This is a genomic window from Streptomyces sp. NPDC020780 (assembly GCF_044334475.1).
Lineage (GTDB): Bacteria > Actinomycetota > Actinomycetes > Streptomycetales > Streptomycetaceae > Streptomyces.
In genome coordinates this window covers 1-18,915 of sequence record NZ_JBIRTB010000017.1, presented here as the reverse complement: position 1 = coordinate 18,915, position 18,915 = coordinate 1, and the positions used below count along the sequence as shown (strand labels likewise).

The 18,915-nt window shown below is 66.0% G+C and carries 8 protein-coding genes, 2 pseudogenes and 1 CRISPR repeat array (1 of these 11 only partly in view); of the genes and pseudogenes, 4 read left to right on the top strand and 6 right to left on the bottom strand.

The features are described from left to right. Positions 1 to 597: a CRISPR direct-repeat array (repeat unit 29 nt; unit sequence GTCCTCCCCGCCGACGCGGGGGTGTTCCG); it reaches 1,321 nt to the left of the window's first position. A 48-nt stretch (positions 598 to 645) separates the two neighbouring features. From ACH4VO_RS27420 to ACH4VO_RS27410, 3 genes and pseudogenes are all read right to left on the bottom strand, one after another. After that, positions 646 to 1,496, bottom strand: a protein-coding gene (locus ACH4VO_RS27420; RefSeq protein WP_398441597.1) for an IS5 family transposase whose coding sequence is annotated in 2 segments (ribosomal slippage) — positions 646 to 1,157 and positions 1,157 to 1,496 — 852 coding nt in all. Because the reading frame shifts where the segments join, the coding sequence is not laid out codon by codon here. Positions 1,497 to 1,649: 153 nt separating this feature from the next. Beyond that, positions 1,650 to 1,814, bottom strand: a pseudogene (locus ACH4VO_RS27415) (hypothetical protein); the annotation flags it as partial. A gap of 233 nt (positions 1,815 to 2,047) precedes the next feature. Beyond that, positions 2,048 to 2,752, bottom strand: a complete 705-nt coding sequence (locus tag ACH4VO_RS27410; protein WP_360993622.1) for a DUF317 domain-containing protein — start codon at positions 2,750 to 2,752, stop codon at positions 2,048 to 2,050. 203 nt (positions 2,753 to 2,955) lie between these two features. Here ACH4VO_RS27410 and ACH4VO_RS27405 point away from each other — a divergent pair, with 203 nt between their 5' ends. Then, positions 2,956 to 4,332, top strand: a complete 1,377-nt coding sequence (locus tag ACH4VO_RS27405) for an IS1380 family transposase (protein WP_360993625.1) — start codon at positions 2,956 to 2,958, stop codon at positions 4,330 to 4,332. A 410-nt stretch (positions 4,333 to 4,742) separates the two neighbouring features. Here ACH4VO_RS27405 and ACH4VO_RS27400 read toward each other — a convergent pair whose 3' ends face one another. Together ACH4VO_RS27400 and ACH4VO_RS27395 are read right to left on the bottom strand one after the other, a co-directional pair. After that, on the bottom strand, positions 4,743 to 11,177 hold the full coding sequence (locus tag ACH4VO_RS27400; RefSeq protein WP_360993647.1) for an RHS repeat-associated core domain-containing protein: 6,435 nt from the start codon (positions 11,175 to 11,177) through the stop codon (positions 4,743 to 4,745). A gap of 259 nt (positions 11,178 to 11,436) precedes the next feature. Next, positions 11,437 to 14,997 (bottom strand): LamG-like jellyroll fold domain-containing protein, encoded by a 3,561-nt coding sequence (locus ACH4VO_RS27395; RefSeq protein WP_360993628.1) that lies wholly within the window; start codon positions 14,995 to 14,997, stop codon positions 11,437 to 11,439. A gap of 785 nt (positions 14,998 to 15,782) precedes the next feature. Between ACH4VO_RS27395 and ACH4VO_RS27390 the strand changes: the two are divergent. Continuing rightward, positions 15,783 to 15,989 (top strand): annotated as a pseudogene (locus tag ACH4VO_RS27390) (transcriptional regulator); the annotation flags it as partial. A gap of 22 nt (positions 15,990 to 16,011) precedes the next feature. Here ACH4VO_RS27390 and ACH4VO_RS27385 read toward each other — a convergent pair. After that, positions 16,012 to 16,260, bottom strand: coding sequence for a hypothetical protein (locus tag ACH4VO_RS27385; RefSeq protein ID WP_360993630.1), 249 nt, complete (start codon positions 16,258 to 16,260; stop codon positions 16,012 to 16,014). 184 nt (positions 16,261 to 16,444) lie between these two features. On the opposite strand from ACH4VO_RS27385, the gene ACH4VO_RS27380 reads away from it, so the two are divergent. Further along, on the top strand, positions 16,445 to 16,657 hold the full coding sequence (locus ACH4VO_RS27380) for a hypothetical protein (protein ID WP_360993632.1): 213 nt from the start codon (positions 16,445 to 16,447) through the stop codon (positions 16,655 to 16,657). Between the two features lie 521 nt (positions 16,658 to 17,178). Further along, positions 17,179 to 18,804, top strand: coding sequence for an ISAzo13 family transposase (locus tag ACH4VO_RS27375; protein WP_360993635.1), 1,626 nt, complete (start codon positions 17,179 to 17,181; stop codon positions 18,802 to 18,804). The last annotated feature ends 111 nt before the right edge of the window (positions 18,805 to 18,915 follow it).

Below are 18,915 nucleotides of genomic sequence, written 5' to 3'. Positions count from 1 at the left end.
AAGGTGAAGGTGTTCATGCCGTCCTCCCCGCCGACGCGGGGGTGTTCCGCTGGCCCGGGTCCCGGACTCGCGCCGGGCACAGTCCTCCCCGCCGACGCGGGGGTGTTCCGCGCCCCGCGGGTTCCTGGACCCGCGGACCTACGTCCTCCCCGCCGACGCGGGGGTGTTCCGCCTGGCGACCGCGACCGCGTCGGCGAGCTGCTGTCCTCCCCGCCGACGCGGGGGTGTTCCGGCCGCAGCACCCGGTCGACCCGGTCGGCCAACGTCCTCCCCGCCGACGCGGGGGTGTTCCGCGCGCGCGGACATCGGCCGGGATCCGCTCCCGTCCTCCCCGCCGACGCGGGGGTGTTCCGTGCTGCCCGCGATCCGGCCCGTCATCGACATCGTCCTCCCCGCCGACGCGGGGGTGTTCCGACCACGGCCATGATGTTGAGCCTCCTCGACGCGTCCTCCCCGCCGACGCGGGGGTGTTCCGGAAGCCGACAAGCTCCACGGCAACGCCGCCCGGTCCTCCCCGCCGACGCGGGGGTGTTCCGGCGCGGACGATTCGGTCCCGGTCGCGGCGTGGGTCCTCCCCGCCGACGCGGGGGTGTTCCGGGCGAGTGCCGCCAGTGCTGGCTGCACGCCTAGGCCGTCTCTTTCGGATCACCGCGCGGCCCAGAGAAGGATGCCCGCTAGGTGGAGGCCGGCTTGGTAAATGGTTGCGGTCTTGTCATACCGGGTGGCAAGGCCGCGCCACTGTTTGAGCTTGTTGATACACCGTTCGACGGTGTTCCGCTGCCTGTAGGAAGCCTTGTCAAAGCCGGGCGGCCTTCCGCCGTGACGGCCTCTGCGCTTCCGGTTGGCGATCTGGTCCGAGGGCTGGGGGATGATCGCCCGGATGCCGCGCCTGCGGAGATGTTCACGGGTCGCGCGAGAAGAATAGGCTTTGTCCGCCAGGACCATGGCCGGTCTCACCCGAGGACGCCCGAGCGTGCGAGGCACCCGGATTGCGGCCATGCCCTGTTCAAATGCGGGTGCGTCACCTGCCTGTCCGGGGGGCAGCACGAAAGCAAGAGGCCGACAGTGGTCGTCCGCCGCCAAGTGGACCTTGGTGGTCAGCCCGCCTCGGGACCGGCCGAGGGCATGGTCCTCTGGCTCGCTGGCCAGAGCCCCTTTTTATGGGCGCCGGCAGCGTGCTGATGGGCGCGGACGATAGTTGAATCGACCGCGACGACCCAACCTAGATCCCCCTCGGCGTCCGCTTGGGCGTGCAGAGAGGTGAACACCCGCTCCCAGGTGCCGTCGTGCGCCCATTTCCGCAAGCGGGTATAGACGCCCTTCCACGAACCGAACTCGGAAGGCATGTCCTCCCAGGGCGAGCCCGTGCGGTACTTCCACGCGATCGCCTCGATCATCTGCCGGTGATCACGCCACCGCCGTGGAGCTGCACGGTCATCGACTGCGCGCGTCCCCGCTGGAGGCGCTACGCGATGTGTTCGGTGCACGCCGGGCAGTGGCGGGCGACGGAGGCGGTGCACGTTGGTCGAGTGCCTCGTATGAGTGGGTGCAAGTGTTCGCTTCTGCGGATGGTCGGGCTACGGATCCGGTCGATGGCCTGTACGGGCGGCATTTTTCCGCGTTACGTTGAGTCGGTTGGTCTCTGAGCATCAGCGTGTACGACTGGGTTGGTGGAAGGCTCCGGTGGTGATAGGTACGGCCGGTGAAGTGGTGACGGGGCGTGTTTGACGCTGGCGGCTCGTGGCCGGCTTCTGGCGGGTGCCGGTTCCGTATGCGAGGTTTTCGGAGAGGTCGGCCAGCAGCGAGCTGGGCGTGTACGGCGAGGCGGTGAGGGTCCAGGCGGGGCGGTCGGGGTTCGGGCCGCCCTAGACGGTCCAGGTGGCCAGGTTCTGGGGATGCTGCGCGGTCAGCGGGTCAAATTGAACGCCCGCGCCCCCGTCGGGAGATGTCCAGCGGATCCCATGCCCGTTCAAGGCGTACTTCCATCCGGCAGCGGTGAGGGGCTGGGTAGCTGCGGTGACCATCTTCTCGTTTACCGAAGTGCTGACTACCCGTCGCCCTGGGCGAGGTGGATCAGTAGGTGCTGTATTACCGGGGCGGGGGTGGTGCCGGTCGCGGTGAGGGCCCATATGAGGTCGGAGACGGGCGTTTCGTAAGCGGCCACGGTCCACGCCGTTTCGGGGGCGTTTGTTTCGTGGACGTGCTCGATGCGCAGGGTCTGGTCCTCGTGGATGGCGTGCGTCGTGTCGTCGGACCAGGTGCGCCACTTCTGCCAGTCGCGGTGATCTTTGAGGAAGGTGTCCAGGAGGACGTCGTGGTCGTCGGCGTCGGCCGCGTATGCGGGGACGGTTTCCGGTTCCGGGCGCGGAGGTTCAGCCCCGGCGGTAGGCGGGTCGAGTGAGGTTCGGGCTTGGGCGGTGTCTTGCTCGGTGTCGGTCAGGGAAGCCGGGCCGGGCCGCATGGCGACGCCGTGGGCGTTTTCGAAGGCGACCAGGGCTGTGGCGGGTGATTGAAAGGTGTCTGCGACCTGGCGCAGGTGGTCCTCGCCGTGGAGGTAGACGGACTTGCCGCTCTGGTGGAGGTATGTGCCGACTGCCACGGTGGTGTGGCCGTCGTGGGCGTGGGCGTGGATGAGGAGATGGCCGTGGCGGATGTCGTCGTGCATTTTCTGGGCCTCGTTGGAGACCTGGCGGATCTCGCTGCGGGTGCACCAGCGCATCGGGTAGTTGGGCCAGGCCCATTCCTCGTCCATGGCTTCCCTGAGCTTCGGGGTGATCTCTACGGTGATGCCGTCAGCGGCCAGTTGCTCGGCTGCCCACTCGGCCCAGTTTAGCCTCGCGCTTTCGTGAGGTGGGCTGTCCGAGGCTTGATCAAATAAGCGGAGAGTGCTCCTGACCTGCAACGATGGGACTTGTCTAGGGTCCATGTCGCCGCAAGAAAAGAAGCACTCTCCAGGTGAAGAAGCGTATCGGGTCCTACCCGCGTGTCCGCATCGAGGGCGGCGGCCGGGCAGTGGTCTCGCAGGCCGGGGGCGTACTGCTGGTCGAGACCGTCCGCAAGGCCGGCCTGGACACCGCGATATCCGCGGCACTGACGCCGTGGCGGAAGGCCCGGGCGGTGCATGATCCGGGCAAGATCCTGCTGGATGTGGCCCTGGCGGTCGCGCTGGGCGGGGACTGCCTCGCCGATGTCGGCACGCTGCGGGCCGAGCCGGCCGTGTTCGGGTCGGTGGCCTCCGACCCGACGGTCTCCCGCCTCATCGACACCCTCGCGGCCACCGGGGAGAAGGCCCTGCGGGCCATCCGTGCCGCGCGGGCCGAGGCCCGCGAGCGGGTCTGGCGACTGGCCGGCCAGGCGGCGCCCGATGCAGGCGGGACGGTGACCGTTGACCTCGACGGGGTCCTGGTGGTCGCGCACTCCGACAAGGAGGACGCGGCCCCGACCTGGAAGCGGACCTACGGTCGCCACCCGCTGATGGGGTTCGTCGACCATGGACCGGGCGGCACCGGTGAGCCGGTCGCGGCCCTGCTCAGGCCCGGGAACGCTGGCTCGAACACCGCGGCCGACCACATCACCGCCACCCGCATGGCGCTGGCTCAACTGCCGAAGAAGTACCGGCGCGGACGTCAGACCCTGATCCGCACCGACTCTGCGGGCGGCACCCACGACTTCGTCGCCTGGCTCGCCCAGCGAGGGCGGTGGCTGTCCTTCTCGGTCGGCATGGTGATCACCGAGCAGGTCCACCAGCATGTGCTGAAGGTCCCGGCCTCGGCCTGGACGGCGGCCGTCGAGGCAGACGGCGAGATCCGCGACGGGGCCTGGGTCACCGAACTCACCGGCGACGTCCTGGACGGCTGGCCCCAGAGAATGCGGCTGATCGTCCGGAAGGAACGGCCGCACCCCGGGGCCCAGTTGCGGCTCACGGACGCGGACGGCATGCGGCTCACCTGTTTCGCCACCAACACCGTGGACCGGCCGATCGCCGAACTCGAGCTCCGTCACCGGCTGAGGGCGAGGGCCGAGGACCGCATCCGAGCCGCCCGGGCCACCGGCCTACGCAACCTGCCGCTGCACCGCACCGCCCAGAACCGGATCTGGCTGGAGATCGTCCAGATCGCCCTCGACCTGCTGGCCTGGATGCCCATGCTCGCGCTGACCGGCAAGGCCAGGCTCTGGGAGCCCCGCCGCCTGCGGCTCCGCCTGTTCACCGCGGCCGGACAACTCGTCACCACCGGCCGCCGACGGATCCTCCGCCTGGCCCGGCACTGGCCCTTCACCGGCCACATCACCGCCGCACTCGCACGGCTCGCACTCCTGCCGAACCCCGGCTGACCAGCGGATTCACCCATCCCTACGACAGCCCTTCACCACCCGGAGCAGTGGAACCCGGCGCCACCCCGAGACGACACTCGGGCCCTCGGCCTGCCCACCCTCAGCTCACGGCACGAAAACGGTCCACCGACTCCGTCGGCGGACCGTCACGAAACTTCGAGGTTAGGATTCCTCAGAGCCTCCAAATTCTCTCACGAAGTCTTGCAAGAGTTGCACCATATCGCTCTCCGACCAGTAAGGTGCACCAGCCCAAGGGCGATAAAGGGAAATCCCTTCTGCGAGGAACTCGAATTCCTCTGACTCGGCTAGGTATTTCACGGCGACAGTCTCCATGGATGCGATTAGTTCCATAGACCTGTCCTCGCCTGAAATGAATTTATGTGCCATTTCTAGAATGTCCGTTACTGGATTCAAGGGATATCGAATGCCTTCGGGATCATGGCGGTAACTATGTGATTCGGATCACTTCCAGAGACAACCACGAACGGCTTTCCTGGAAGTTGAGTCGCCCTGACTTGGAGAGTTTCGCGAACCGGATCGTATTTCACCTTGTTGCCGTTCTCCAGGATATGGTCGAGAGCGCTCAGTGATGTCGGGGGCCGGCCTGGCCCACTTCCGGCAACCCGTTCGGCAGCATGGGCGCTCAGAGTCCTACCCTTTGGAGTGACCAGCTTAGGGATGTGGAGGTTTCCCTGCTGCCGGAGCGCCCATCCCCTGCTATAGGGGACTATCGAATCGGCAGCTGTATTGCTTGCTCCCTTGAGGGCGGTTGCAGCTCCGAGAGTTACTCCACTGCCGACCACTGCGCTTCCACCGGACGCACCCCCGGTCACCGTTTCCGCGATCGTTGCAGCGCACACCGGGGCGGTTGCCAGGCATCCTGACCCCAAGGCTGCAACAACGGGCGCGACGGCCACCCCCAGTCCCACCACCGTGACGACGCCAAGGAGAACCTTCTGCCAGGTTGCGAGCTTCCCGGTATCTGGCAGGTCGTTGGCGTGCGGGTCATAGTGGGGGTTGGTTCCCATCGCCCAGCAGGCGTTGCAGTAGCCGTCGTCAGTCTTGGGTTTCGGGTCAGGTCCCTTTTTGAAGACGATCTTCGCGGCAGTCGTGCCAGAGGTCTTGGTGACCGTGGTGCTCAAGGTGCCTCTGCCGATGGAGCCGTTGCTGTACTTAAATGTGATCTTTTTGGTGTATGTCTTTGTGTATTTCCAGCTCCACCCGCCGTTGCTCTTCTTTGTGAAAGTCTCGGTGCCACCGTTGCATGAGCTTGAGGAGCCGCCGCACATACCGTCGGGGCGGAGTCCGGTGGGGTCGGACAGCGTGACGGGGGTGTTGTTGGCGTATGCGAAACCATTGAGGGACTCGTGGTCGTCGGGGGCGAGGATGGGATCAACGGAGAGGAAGCGTCCGCTGCCCGGGTCGTACTCGCGGGCGCCCACGTGAGTGAGCCCTGTGTCGGCGTCAGTAGGTTTGCCGAGGAAACCCTTGTCGTCCGGCCAGGTTGGCGCTACGGCGCCTCGCGGTTCGCCGAAGGGCTTGGTGTAGCGGTGAGTTATGGCCTGGGTGGTGGCATCGATGGTCATTGAGGCGGTGCCGTGGTGGTCGTCGACCATCCACGACAGGCTGGTCTCGGTCCGGACGGCAGTGGCGTCCCCTGCCGGGTAGTAGCGCTGAGCGGTGAACTTCTTGGCGGCCGTGTCGTAGTGCAGTTCTTGGCCGCTCATATAGAGAACGGTTTTGACGGGGCCGCGGCGGATCAGGAGTTCACCGGTTGCGTCGTACAGGTAGTCGGTGGTCTTGGTGCCTTCGGTGAGACGGGTGAGTTGTCCTTCGATGTCCCACACGAGACTCTGCGTCGTCCCGGTGGGGCCGTAGCGCTTGCTCGTATTGCCCTGCTCGTCGTAGGTGAGGGGCTTGGTGGTTGCGCCGCCCACCGTGACGGAGGTCATGATGTGGGGCTGGCCGGCACCAGCGGCGTTGACAGCGGGGTATCCGTAAACGGTTTGGATATTGCCGCTGGCTTTGTGCTCGGTCTGGGTGTCACGCAGGCCGCCGGGCTTATAGGTCCAGCTGGTCCAGTAGGGGGCAGGGCCTCCGAGGGTGGATGCCGAGCGAGCGGTGGAACAGTCGTTGGAGAACGGCGTCCACGCCTCGGTTAGTCGGCGGTACCCGTCGTAGGCGAAGCACTGAGTGTCCTTGCCGTTGGTCTTGTCTGCGATCGACTTGACGTTTCCGGAGGCGTCGTAGCCGTAGTCGACGTCGCTGGTGTAGCCGGTGTTGGTTTGGTCGACCGTGTGAGTGTTGTCCAGTCGGCGGGTGCCGTCCTCGTAGCGGTTGAGGATCTGCAGTTGTTTGGCACCCGTGGAGGTGCCCAGGCGCGTCTCCTCGATCTCGCCGTACGGCGAGTAGCCGATGTTCTGGACGTAGTCGGTCATGCCGTCGGTGCCGGTGAGCATGCCCAGGCCGTTGTAATTGCTCTTGACAGTTTCGGCAGGCAGGCCGGCTACTGCGGGCATTGAGGTGGACTGCACTGTGCCGTCGATGTTGTAGACGGCAGAAGTGGTGAAGCTCTGCGGCGCGCCGGCTACGACTAGCGGGTCGGTGGCTGCGATGACGGTCTTGGTGCCCTTGGGGCGGCCGAGAGCGTCGTAGCCTGTCACGGACTGCGAGTAGATTTTGCCGGTGGTGCCGCCGACATAGCGGATCGAGGCGGTCGGCTGTCCCTTGGCCAGCGAGTCGAAGGTGAACTTGGTCAGCTGGTGGGCGTTGTCCTTCACTCCGTCCCAAGTTCCGGTCGTGCGGCCGAGCTCGTCGTAGTCGGTGATCAGGGTGCGGGAGGCGCCGTCTAGGGTCGTGGTGACGGTCAGCGGCTGGTCAGCGTCGTTGTAGGTGGTGTCGACACGTCCCTTGTCGGGATCGGTGGAAGTGGTCTTGCGGCCGCGCAGGTCGTAGCCGTTCGTCCAGACCGCCCCGTCCGGCCCTGTCATCTTCGTGAGTTGTCCCCCGGGGGTGTACTCGTACAGGGTGCGGGTGTAATTGCTGCCGGTTGGTACGGGGCCGCCGTATTCACGGCGTTCAGTGGTCCTACCGCGGGCGTCGGTGATCGTTAGGGTGCCGGTGCCGCCTTCGGCGGCAGTGACCGCGATGCGATCGCCCTGGTCGTCGGTTTTGGTGCGCCATTTTTCTTGGTCGTAGACGCGGAAGATCGATTCGGTGGCCTGGCCGACGGCGTCGAAGACAGTCTCGGTGGAGGCCGGAACGGAGCCAGGGTAGGTGTTCGCGAGGGTGCCGGTAGGTGCGTTGTTGTCGTGAACCTGCGTATTGATGATGTGAGCAAGGCCACGGTCGTCGTAAAGCGTTTCTGAGATTACCCGGCCGCCGTCTGGCGCGGGAACTTGCGTCTGGCGGGAACGCAGCAGGCTGTCGAAGATTTCGTAGGCGCTGTTGTAAGTCTTCCCGTCGGCCTTGAGGATGTCCGTGCGGACCCAGGTCTCCTTGTTGTTGTTGACGCTGTAGGCGTAGGCGACGCTGGCGGCGTCCTCGAGCGTGCGGGAGCGGTCCGGCTTCCAGAGCGACGTTAGGCGGCCGAGCGCGTCGAAGGACCACTCGGTGACGTTGCCGTTGGCATCAGTCGTCTTTGTGGCTGTGCCCCAGGCCGGGTCCACCTCAGTGGTGGAGGTGTAGAGCTTGGGGTCGGTCGAGGTTCTGGAAGTCAGCGGCCCGTAGCCCGAATCGTCCGGGATATAGGTGGTTTTGACCGTGCTCTTGAGTGCGTTGGTCTCGGTGAGTGGTCGGCCCAGCTTGTCGTAGGTGGAGCTGGAGACTTGCTGATAGACGGGCTTCTTGTCGAGCTCGCCGTAACTTGTCACCCTGTAGGAGGCTGTGTTCTCGCCCTTTGTGGGCGCCACCCCGACCGCCTGATCGTCGTAGGCCAGGGTGATGTCGGAGACGACATCGGCCGGAATGGAAGGGGTGATCGTGCAGGAGACCGAGTAGCTCTCGGTGCGCGAGACCGCATCCACCAGCCAGGCGGTGGTGTTGCGGGCGTAGGTGGTCCGCACGCAGGACTCGTCGCCGGTCGTGGCGGTGTCGCCAGTGTCCTCCACGGTGATCGGCATGCCGTACGTGGTGTCGTACGTGGTCTTCTGCTTGACCGTGCGGGTGCCGGTAGAAGTCTTGGTGCGGGTGGTGGTCTCACCGGCCTGGACGATCCACGACTCGGTGGTGCCCCATGTGTAGGTGTGGCTGCCGGTCTTGTGGGACCAGGGTGTGTTGATGGTGCCGCTGATTTCTTCGGTGCCGTTGTAGGCGATGGTTTCGCGGACGAAGCTGGCGTATTGCCGGGAGTCGTCGATGGCGGTGCCGGTGGAGTCGGTGACCTTCTCTACTCGTGCGGTGCCGTCGAGTTCCTTCTCGCCGTTCAGGCCGCGCATGTAGAGCGTGGACTTCTTGGAGCGTGGGCCCTCGGAGTCGCCAGATGTCTCCACGACCTTGCCGTAGCCGCGCCACTGTGACCAGGTGCGGTTGGATGCCTTGGTCAGGCCCTCGTCGTCGGCGTAGGCCCAGCCGGCGCCCCCTTGATAGTCGTAGTACGTCTCGCCGGTGTCGCCGTGGCCGTAGGGGTCATCCTGGAAGACGGAGGTGATGACGTACTTGTGGAACCAGTCGGTGACTGGGGTGGCTCCGGATTGGGACCACTTGACCGGGTAGCAGCGGCGGGTGTTCTTGTCGACCGCCGTCGGCATGCTTGAGCCCCAGATGCAGTCGGGGTCTGAGTAGTTGGCGGTGATGGTCGATCCGGTCTCGGACTTGATGGTGCGCACGCGCCACTTGATGTAGCGCAGGGTGTCCGGGCCGCTGCCCTCGACGTGGTTGGACAGTTGTACGCCGCCGAAGACGACCGGTGGCATGACGGCTGCGGTGGTGTTGGCCTTGCCGGTGTTCTGGATGGACTTCAGCCACAGGCTTGCCGAGGAGGCGTCACCGGTGTCGGGGAAGTCCTGCTCGAGGTGCCAGGTGTCCACGTTCCGTTGGGTGGTGGCAGTGCCGGTCCACACCGAGGTGGTGACGTCGGTGAGGCGTTTGCGGGTGAAGAAGGAAGGGCCGATTTGGGTGGTGCACTTGGTGCTGGATGCGCAGATCATGTCGTAGGGGACGTCTGGCCAGTTGGCCTTCGTGTCCGCCGTCAGGCTGGTGCAGCCGCCCGAGACGATGCAGCGTTCGGCGTAGGTGAAGCGGACCTGCTGGGCGGCGGGCTTGGTGTAGATCAGGTCATTGCGCAGGCCGTAGTCGATGCGGTTGAGGTATCCGCCGCGGGTGTAGCCGGTGCCGTTGACGGTGGTGTCGGCGTTCTTGGAGTAGTAGTTCGTCTCCCGGCCGTACCAGTAGGTGGAGGCGTTGCCGTGGGTGTCTTCGACGTAGTCGAGGTTCCAGCGCCATGCCTGGTTGCAGGAGGAGTCGGCGAAGCCGGTGGACTTGTAGCAGGGCTCTCCGGAGTCGTCACCGAAGACCGGGGCGGTCCATACGGAATTGGTGACAGGGTCGTCATCGGTGGTGTCGGTGGTGCCCTTGTCGCTCCAGCCGGGCATTCGGTGCTTGCCGAAGAAGTACTGAGTGCCGGATGCGTCGGTGACCTTCCAGTACTCGGTGTTGTTGTCGCCATTGGCGGTGGCGCCGGTCAGGTGCTGGACGCGGGTGCCGTCCTCGGTCTTCGTCTTCCAGGAGCCGCCGGACGCCTCTGAGAGGGCTGCGGTGTCGCAGGCCGCCTTGTCGGCACAGGTGTTGACCAGCTCGACGGCCTTGCCGTTGAGGACCAGGGTGGAGTTGGCGTACTTCCAGCACTGGTCGCCCTTGCCGGACTGGCCGTCTTCCTTGCAGGAGCCGTACTTGCGCTCGATGTAGGACTCGGTGATCGAGAAACCTTCCCCGATTACCGAGGTTTGGTTGTTCTCACCGGCCGTGCGGCCGTCCACCGAGGCAGAGTTGTAAGAGATAGACAGGTTCGGGGACGGGCCGGCCGTTGCAGGGGGAACCCGCAGCGGGTAGTTCCAGGTGAAGTCACCCGTGCTGCCGCCGGCCTCCCAGGTCGCGGTCGGCGACAGCGGGGTGGCGCCGTAGTCGCCCCCGCCGCCCGAGCTGCCGGCCGCGGCCGCCAGCAGCATCGGGGTGCCAGCTGCGAGGGTGCGGGCGGAGACAGTGCCCGTCAGGCTCTGGGATCCCGTGTCGTTGTCCGCGCCCGCCACCGGGCTCTGAGTGCGGCAGGACTTCTTCTCCGGCGTGGTCAGCGCACACGCCGGGAGCGTCACCAGGCTCAGACGGGGGCCGAAGTTGCCGCCGTAAACGTCGCTGAATGAGGAGTAATCCAAGGAGATCCGGAGCTTGTCGGTGTCACCGGTGGTTTCCCCGGATGCAGTACCTCCCGGATCGACAGTGAGCAGCACGCCGTTGACGCCCGCCTTCTTTGCAGCCCCTTGGGAGTGGACACTGAGCGCCACCTCCTCGGCCGGGCCCGCGGCCTTCAACGCCGTCTCACTCTTTGCCAGCTTGGGAACCGGGGCGACAGGCTCTTGAGCCAGCTCCACGCCGAGTCCGCCGACGTCAACAACGGCCTCGCCAGAAGCCGAGACCGCGACTTTGGCCCTGCCTGCCTTTGGCCACGTGGCCTTCTTCAACCGCTCACGGGTTTTGTGGGCAGCGGGGGCGGCCATGTCCTTTGGGGCCTTGGATGTGCCGGATTTGAGTACGCCTACCTTGTCGATCTTCGCGGGGGGCCGATCCTCCAACTGCTTACGGGCTGCGGTGGATTGGGCCTGGGCCGCGAAGTCGTAGCCCGTGGGCACCATGATTTGCGGAAGAAGGCAAAGGGAGAGGATAAGCCCGCCACGGCCGAGCCAGCGGTGTATTGCCGCCCCTGGCACGCGCCTGCGGAAGGGTGATGAAGACACGATGATGTCCCGGTTCTCGGAATTTGGCAGGAAGCGTTCGGGCAGCGGCGTCGGTACCCGGAACGCTGGATCTCGGTAGCGCGCGTCCATGGAGACGCATAGGTGTTCTCGAGCAGTACGGCAGGGCGGTGGAGCGAACTCGCCCTGCCGTTCGGTTCTACTGCTGTTCGGCGTTGAACCGGTTAGCGATGGTGTCGGTGGAGGTGGCTCCGGCCCACACGCGAACGCTGTCGATCTTCCCGGGGTAGTAGCGGGCGGCAGCGCCGTTGACCTTCGCCCGGCCGATCTCGAATGCCCCGCCGCCTTGCCAGGGGGCTGAGTACGGAACGCCGTCTTCCTCGCCCATCAGGGCGCTGTCGACATGGAGCTTGAGCGCGCCGAGCTTGGAGGCGTCGTTGGGGTCGGCAGCCGCTTGGGCATCGTGGACGACCGTCAGCATGACGGGGACGCCTAGTTGTGCCGTGGTGAACGCGGTGGACGCGCTCTTGGTCCAGGCTGCCCCGGTGCCGTCCTTGTCGGGTCGACCGAACGTCCACCGTCCCTGAGTGCTGCCGGCAGGCTGCTCGTACCAGACACCCCAGGAGGACTGACTCGTCCCCGACTGACCCAACACCTGCACTGCATACGACTTGCTGGTGTCGGCGAGCTTGGCGGGGTCCAGCGTCACCCAGGCGGTCGCGGTGAACGAGCCGGAGTCATCGACGACCGGACCGGTGGCGGTCGCATACGCGCTGGTGCCGTTCAGGGTCATCGTCTGTGTGGTCGTGACCTCTTCGCCGATGTCCGGGTCACCGGTGGTGAATTTGCTGAGTGCGGCTCCGTTGAGCGTGAGGTTCCGGCCGAAGCCGCTGGTGTCCTTCACGGTGGTGCCGGTCGCGTTGGCCATGTCCGTGGCGTCCCACTTGGCGACGAGCGCGGGGACCGGGTCGCCCGCGGTGCCGTCGCTGATGTCCTCGTCCTCCAGTCGGGCGTCCTGCGTAATCTCAGTGTCCGTGACAGCACGGGACCAGACGTGGACCTCGTCGACGCTGCCGTTCAGGTTCTCGACGTAGCTGCCGGCGGAGTGGAATCGTCCGAACTGCATCGGGCCGGTAGCGTTCCAGGAGGGGGCGCCGATCACCGGCTGGCCCTGCGGCACTCCGTTGACGAAGAGCTGGATGGTCTGGTCCGCAGCATTGTAGACACCCGCCAGGTGCGTCCAGGCATTCGCTACCGGCTTCGCGGTGGAGTACGAACGGACTGCGGCGCTACCCACGGCATCACTGGCGTACTTGCTGAATGCCCACTTCCCGGCGGTCGCGGAGTAGTGCAGGGCGTAGCCGGACAGGTTGGTTCCCTTCTGCGAGAGAACCGTCTGGCTCCGGGAGATGTCGCCCGGACGTACCCATGCGGAGACGGCGAAGGACTTGCTGGTGTCGAGCACGGCACTGCTGGTGGCGGCGTAGTCGCTGGTGCCGTTGAGCTTCAGCGCCCCTGCACCAGAGCGTGCCAGCGTGGTGTAGGCGGACGTGCCACCCAGCGTCAGCGGGTGTTGCACCGCGGAGGTGCTGTCATTGCCGTTGTTGTCCAGGTGCCAGATGCCCGACGGCTTCTCAGCACCCTTGACCAAAAAGCTGTAGTAGCCGGTGAGCGAGCTGTGTCCGGCCGCGTCGTAGCCCCAAACCTGGATGGTGTTCTCACCAGCCTGGTTCGGCGTGATCGTTTGAGTGGTGGCCGCACCCTTGGCCACAGTGATTGGACCGGAGACGGCCCCGCTGTTCAGCTTCCACTTGTAGCTGACGACATCCGACTGAATGCCGGCCGTGGTGGGATTGGTGTCCGCGGGGGTGAAGGTGAACTTGCCGGACGTTCCCACGCCGCCCGCGGCCGGATCAGTCTCGGCTGGCTTGTAGATACCGTCGTTGCTGGTCACCACCGGCGGCGGCGGCGAGTCGGTGTCGATTCGGAAGTAGCACCAGGACGACCAGGCCGAGTTCAGGACACCGGTGACACCCCGGTCAGTCTTGTAGTACGCCTGCGTCATCACCCGCATGCGGTAGTCCGTCTGCACCGGCAGCGCGGTGGTGGACGCGTCGCGGACGGCATTGTCAGCCACCCATGCGGCGTCCGGCGAGGCCGCATACCAGGCACGGCTGGAGCCATCAGCCTTCCACACCTCGAACAAGGCACGCAGCTGGGAGTTCGACCCGTCGGCCGACTGCACCGTGGCCAGCATCTTCGGCGTGGTGTCGCTGGTGGCGAAGGGCAACGAGGCGGAAGTGTTGCAGGCCCGCCCGGTCGTTCCTTGCTGGACGCCGTACGGACTGGGCGTGCTCGGGTAGGAGACGTAGGTGACCGACAGTTTTGCGTCGTTGCGGAACCGCGCCCAAGCGCCAGCGTCGGACTCGTCGTGCGCGGTCAGCGAGAAGGTGATCTGCGACGTCTTGTTCGCGGCGTAGGACGCGAGAGTCGTCGTCAGGTTCTCATTCGTCTCCTCGTCCACATTGTCGCTGAAGCGCACCCAGTTCGCCGGCTGAGAGGGGCTGCACAGGTCACCCCGCCCGTATGCCACGTTCCGGTCGCCCATCAGGTCCACCCCGGTGGGGCGGGTCGACCAGGTGGTGCTGGAGGAGATGCCCTTGTCCACACGGCTCAGGTCGTACCAGTGCGGATCGCAGGTGAACGTCCACTCCTGGTACACCTCCATCGTCGCGTCCAGGATCTTTTTGCCGTGGATCGAGGAGAGCGGGTACTCGAAGTACAGGCGCTGGGTGTAGGGGCTGTTGGAACAGAGGTAACCGGCGTAGTTGGAGCAGCGCCCCACACCCTTGTCCCCCTTGAACTCCCAGAACTTGTCACCGTCTGAGGAAAGCGCCGTCCAGTCGCCGAGCGTGATGCCCTTGGTCGGCGGATCGATGTAGAGCGGGAAAACAGTGTCCGCGCCGCGGCTCAGGGCCGGGTCTGGTGTGATCTCCAGCGTGGTATCGGTGACCTTGAGCGGGAGCTCGGCCACCGCGTCACCGCTGCTGGGGCCCTCCGTAGGAACAGGCTCGCCTCCAGCAGCGGGCAGCGGGGCGGTGTTCGTTGTCTCCAGCTCGCTCTCGGCCTTTGCTTCTGCCGAGGGTGAGGTAGTGCGGAAGAGTTGCGTGGTGACTCCGGCCGGGGTGGTGTCAGGTGCGGGGATGTCGCCGGCCGAGTCCCACATCCGCCCTGCCGGGCTCTCGAAAACTGGGGTGCCGTTTCTGTCGCGGGCGACGAAACCGCCGTCGGCGGTCGGGGCGATGTCGAGGCTGCCCTTGGAGACGGTCATTGAGATCGTCGAGAGCGCCGGGTTCTTTGCCGCCTCCGCGGTCTTGACCACAAGCACCGAGGTGTAACCGGAACTCAACGCGGTCAGTTTCAGATCGACGTCCGGGAGGACTCCAGCGTAGGTGGCGGTGTCGCCGTCGAGCTGGGGCTCGGGGAGCGTGGTGGGCCAACCGAACTGCAGCTCGTGCCCCTCGTCCTCCAGCGCGACCAGTCCGTCCCCGCTGCCGCCGCCCGACAAAGTGAGATTGGTCGTCGTGTTCTTCGCCCGCACAGAGCCATCAGCCCCGCGCACAAGGGTGGTGTCGATGGGGGCCCAGAGCCCATCGCCGTCCCGGGCCCGCACTGGAGCCGCGTTCATCTCCTGCGTAAAGGTGCCGTCCGGATTGGCGAAGACCTCGGAAGTCTCGGTGATCGCCTCATCCACGACCACCCGTTCGCCGGTCTCTGCCGCGAGGGCACTCGCCTCCGACTCCGAAGTCCTGTCAGCCGCTGCCGAAGCTGCCCCATCATCAGCAGCGAATGCCGGCGGCGCCCCCGCCCCGACTACCGGAACCGCACCCCCGAGGAGCGTGAGGGCTACTGCCCCACTCCGCACCGCCTGACGCCAGCTGCGCCGCCGTCTTCGCGTCAACACGCTCCACGCACCCCTTAGTTCTGCATGACAAGAATCTGTGAGGATCATGTGTCGATCAGGCATGGCGGTCAATGGTGGCGCATGTCACATGCGCTTTCCGTGCTGCAGGTCAGAGCTAGTTTCGGCCTTCGCTCAGCTCTCTCGGCGAGAGCATCGGCTGTGAGCTGTTCAGCCGGGGCGGCGGACGTCCGACGAAAGCCGCGTCCTGCGCTTGGCCTCACGACGGCCTGCGGGATGGGTGCTGCGCATGCGACGCTGACTCAAGGCAGCCGCCTCTGTCTGCATCTGCGACGACCATAGGCGAGCTGGAGCAGCTGCGAATATGAATCGATCCCCGTAGATGTGACGGCCGGCCTTGCCCCGGTCGCCATGGAACTCAGTGGCCGTATTGCCGCGAGTCACAGGCGGGGACGAGGGTCGATGCTGGGGAGGCTGTCGCGCATTGGCTGGGCAACCGTTTTCAGCCGATCTTGCTGGCGCTCGCGGGAACTTGGCAGGCCTCGGACTGCGCTGCCCTGCGAGTGTAGAGTCCAATCCGGTCGAGCCAGGAGCTGTTAGTCGGGGTGTAGGCGATCTCGACGTTGTTCGCCGCCGCCCGTGCGGTCGACTCGATGTACATGGAGTGGCGCCGCCTGCACCGCAACGGGATGCGACAAGTCCAGGAGGACTGGCTCGCCCTCCATGAGCAGACCCGCCACTGCCGCGTGTACCTCTCCAATGTGCCGCCGGGCTTTCTCCAGACGCCGGCGTTCGCGACCGCCCTCATGCAGCAGATCACCCGCTTCCGCAACCGGTCAGTCTGCCGCGCCCTCAGCTGATCAGGGTGTGTCGGCCCTCCCATACCCACGGGCCACCAGGACGGCTGAAGGTAGGCCCGTATGAGGCCCGGCCGCCGATCAAGAACGCGCCGGTGGTGATCTCCTCCTCCGTCCAGCCGGTCACCTCGATCAGCTGCCGGGCCAGCGGCCCACCGATCAGTTCGCGGTAGTCGCGGCCGGGCTGTGGCCCAGGCTCCAGGTCATCACGCTCGCTGCCGTACGCCCTCGGTCCCTGTGTCATGTGACCAGTCTGGAGCGGCACGGGGTTCACCAGGACAGGAATCGGTGCGCCTTCACTACGAAGAGTTCCTGCCCGCTGTGCAGCCCGTACAGGTGCAACGCCAGCATGTGGCAGTGAAAAGCGACCGGTGAAACGCTCCTGCACGTTTCGCTCCTGACCTGCGCCGACGCCCTGGGTGAGGTGCGTGGATCCGGTGCGGGCCCGTGCGTTGCGGTACGACGCGCTCGCCACACCCCACCAGCACAGCAACATCGCACTGCGCCGCCAGCTGCTCCTCCTGTCCGCCCGCATCTGGTGGCACCCCTTCTGGAACACTCGACTGGCCGGCAGGCCAGCAGACCGGACCGAGCTGCGCCGCCAGGCCCGCGGCGACCGTCGCGCAGCGAGGGCGGCATGAGAGCCGACGCCCCGACCGATCGGCAGGTCCAGATTCTGCGGGTGACCAGAAACTGGATCGCGGAGCACCCGATCGGGGCATGACTGTGTGATCCCGGTCACCACGGTCGTCCCGAAACCCGGTTACCGAGCCTGGGCGAACCTGGTAGCTGAGTAGCAGGTCAGAGGGCACATCCCAAAAAAATCAAGGATTTGCCCTCTGTCGTTGTGCGTGACTATCTGCGTGACTGGCGCTCTGGATCGGTCTTGAAGAGGTCGTCCATCGCTGCGGCAGTCCGGGCGCACGGGTGCGGCCCTGTTCGGCACCGCACCCGCAGAGCGAGCGACCACCCAAGCTTCTCGATCATGTCAGCGCGCAGGCGCCCTCGTCCTCGACGCTCGTCTCGGTGATACAAGCCGTACCGGCGACCACCTCGCCTCCCCTGTCGATAACCTGCAAGACGGTCTTCTCTCCCCGGTTGTCCCTAAGGGATTGCAGATCATCAAGGTGTTGCTTCCCGACCTGGGGCTCGTTGGTCTGGTATGCGCATCCCGGACGAGACCCGTGATCAACTCGCTGCGAAGTTCGCGGTGTTGTTCCCACATCTGGACGAGCGGCAGCGACGGCTGCTGATGGGGACCGAGGCCCGGCTGCTGGGGCATGGTGGCATCCGCGCTGTCGCTCGGGCGGCCCAGGTCAGCGAGACGACGGTCCGCAATGGCGTGTTCGAGCTGGAATCCGGAGAGGAGCCGTTGGGGCGGGTCCGGCGTCCCGGGGGAGGACGTAAACGGGTCGCCGATCTGGATCCGGGGCTGCGGCCGGCACTACTGGCGCTGGTCGAGCCCGACGAGAGAGGCGACCCGATGTCGCCGCTGCGGTGGACGGTGAAATCGACCCGTACGCTCGCGGCGGAGCTGGCCCGGGCCGGGCACCGGATCAGCGCCGATACCGTGGGCGACCTGCTGAGGGAGGAAGGCTTCAGTCTTCAGGCCAACGCGAAGACGCTCGAGGGCAGTCAGCATCCGGACCGGGACGCCCAGTTCAGCTACCTCAACGAGCAGGCCCGCACCTACCGGGACGCCGGCCAGCCGGTCATCAGCGTGGACACCAAGAAGAAGGAGCTCGTCGGCGACTTCAAGAACAGCGGCCGCCAATGGTGTCCCGCCGGCGAGCCTGTCCCGGTCAGCGTCCACGACTTCGCGGATCCGCAATTGGGCAAAGCCGTCCCCTACGGGATCTACGATCTCACCGCGAACACCGGCTGGGTCAACGTCGGCACCGATCACGACACCGCCGCTTTCGCAGTGGAATCGATCCGCCGCTGGTGGCACGGCCAGGGCCAGGCTGCCTACCCGCGGGCGACACGACTGCTGATCATCGCCGACGCCGGCGGATCCAACGGCTACCGCACCCGGTCCTGGAAGCTCGAGCTGGCCCAACTCGCAGCCGAAACCGGGCTGACGATCACCGTGTGTCACCTACCACCAGGCACATCGAAGTGGAACAAGATCGAGCACCGGCTCTTCTCCCACATCACCATGAACTGGAGCGGCCGCCCGCTGACCAGCCACGAAGTCATCGTGCAGTCGATCGCCGCGACCACCACCCGCACCGGACTGCGTGTGAGAGCCGAACTCGACACCAACACCTACCCGACCGGAGTCCGCATCAAAGACGCGGCAATGGCCGCCCTTCCGCTGACCCGGCACGCGTTCCAGGGCGCCTGGAACTATGCACTGCACCCCCACCCATCACCCGTAATCCCAGCGGCCCGGGCCCCGCAGACGCCGGATCCGGAGTGGGATCATGCCTTGCTCTCCGATCCAGCACTGACCGGGATGACCCGCCAACAACTGAACGACCTCACCGAGACCCTGGCCCCGGACGGGGATATCCGGCGCGGTCGGCCGCCTCGGCTGGCCTTCGCCGACCAGGTCCTGGCCACCGTGCTCCACCTGCGGGCCGCCCTGGCCGCAGAACCCCTCGCCGTGCTGTTCGGCACCAGCCGCACCGCAATGCACCGCACCCTCCTGAAGAACCGGCGACTGCTCGAGGCACAAGGCATCACCATCCCACCGGCGACAACCCCACCCACGGCCCTCACCGCCCTTCAGCACCGTGTCCAGGCACAGACCGGCGAGGACAACAAGATCAAAACAACGTGTTAATGATCTGCAATTCCTTAGAGGCCATCTCATTTGGGTGACTCGGTATTCTGTGAGTCATGGTGGGGATCGTTGAGCGGCTGGTGCCGGACGAGTTGTGGGAGTTGTTCCAGC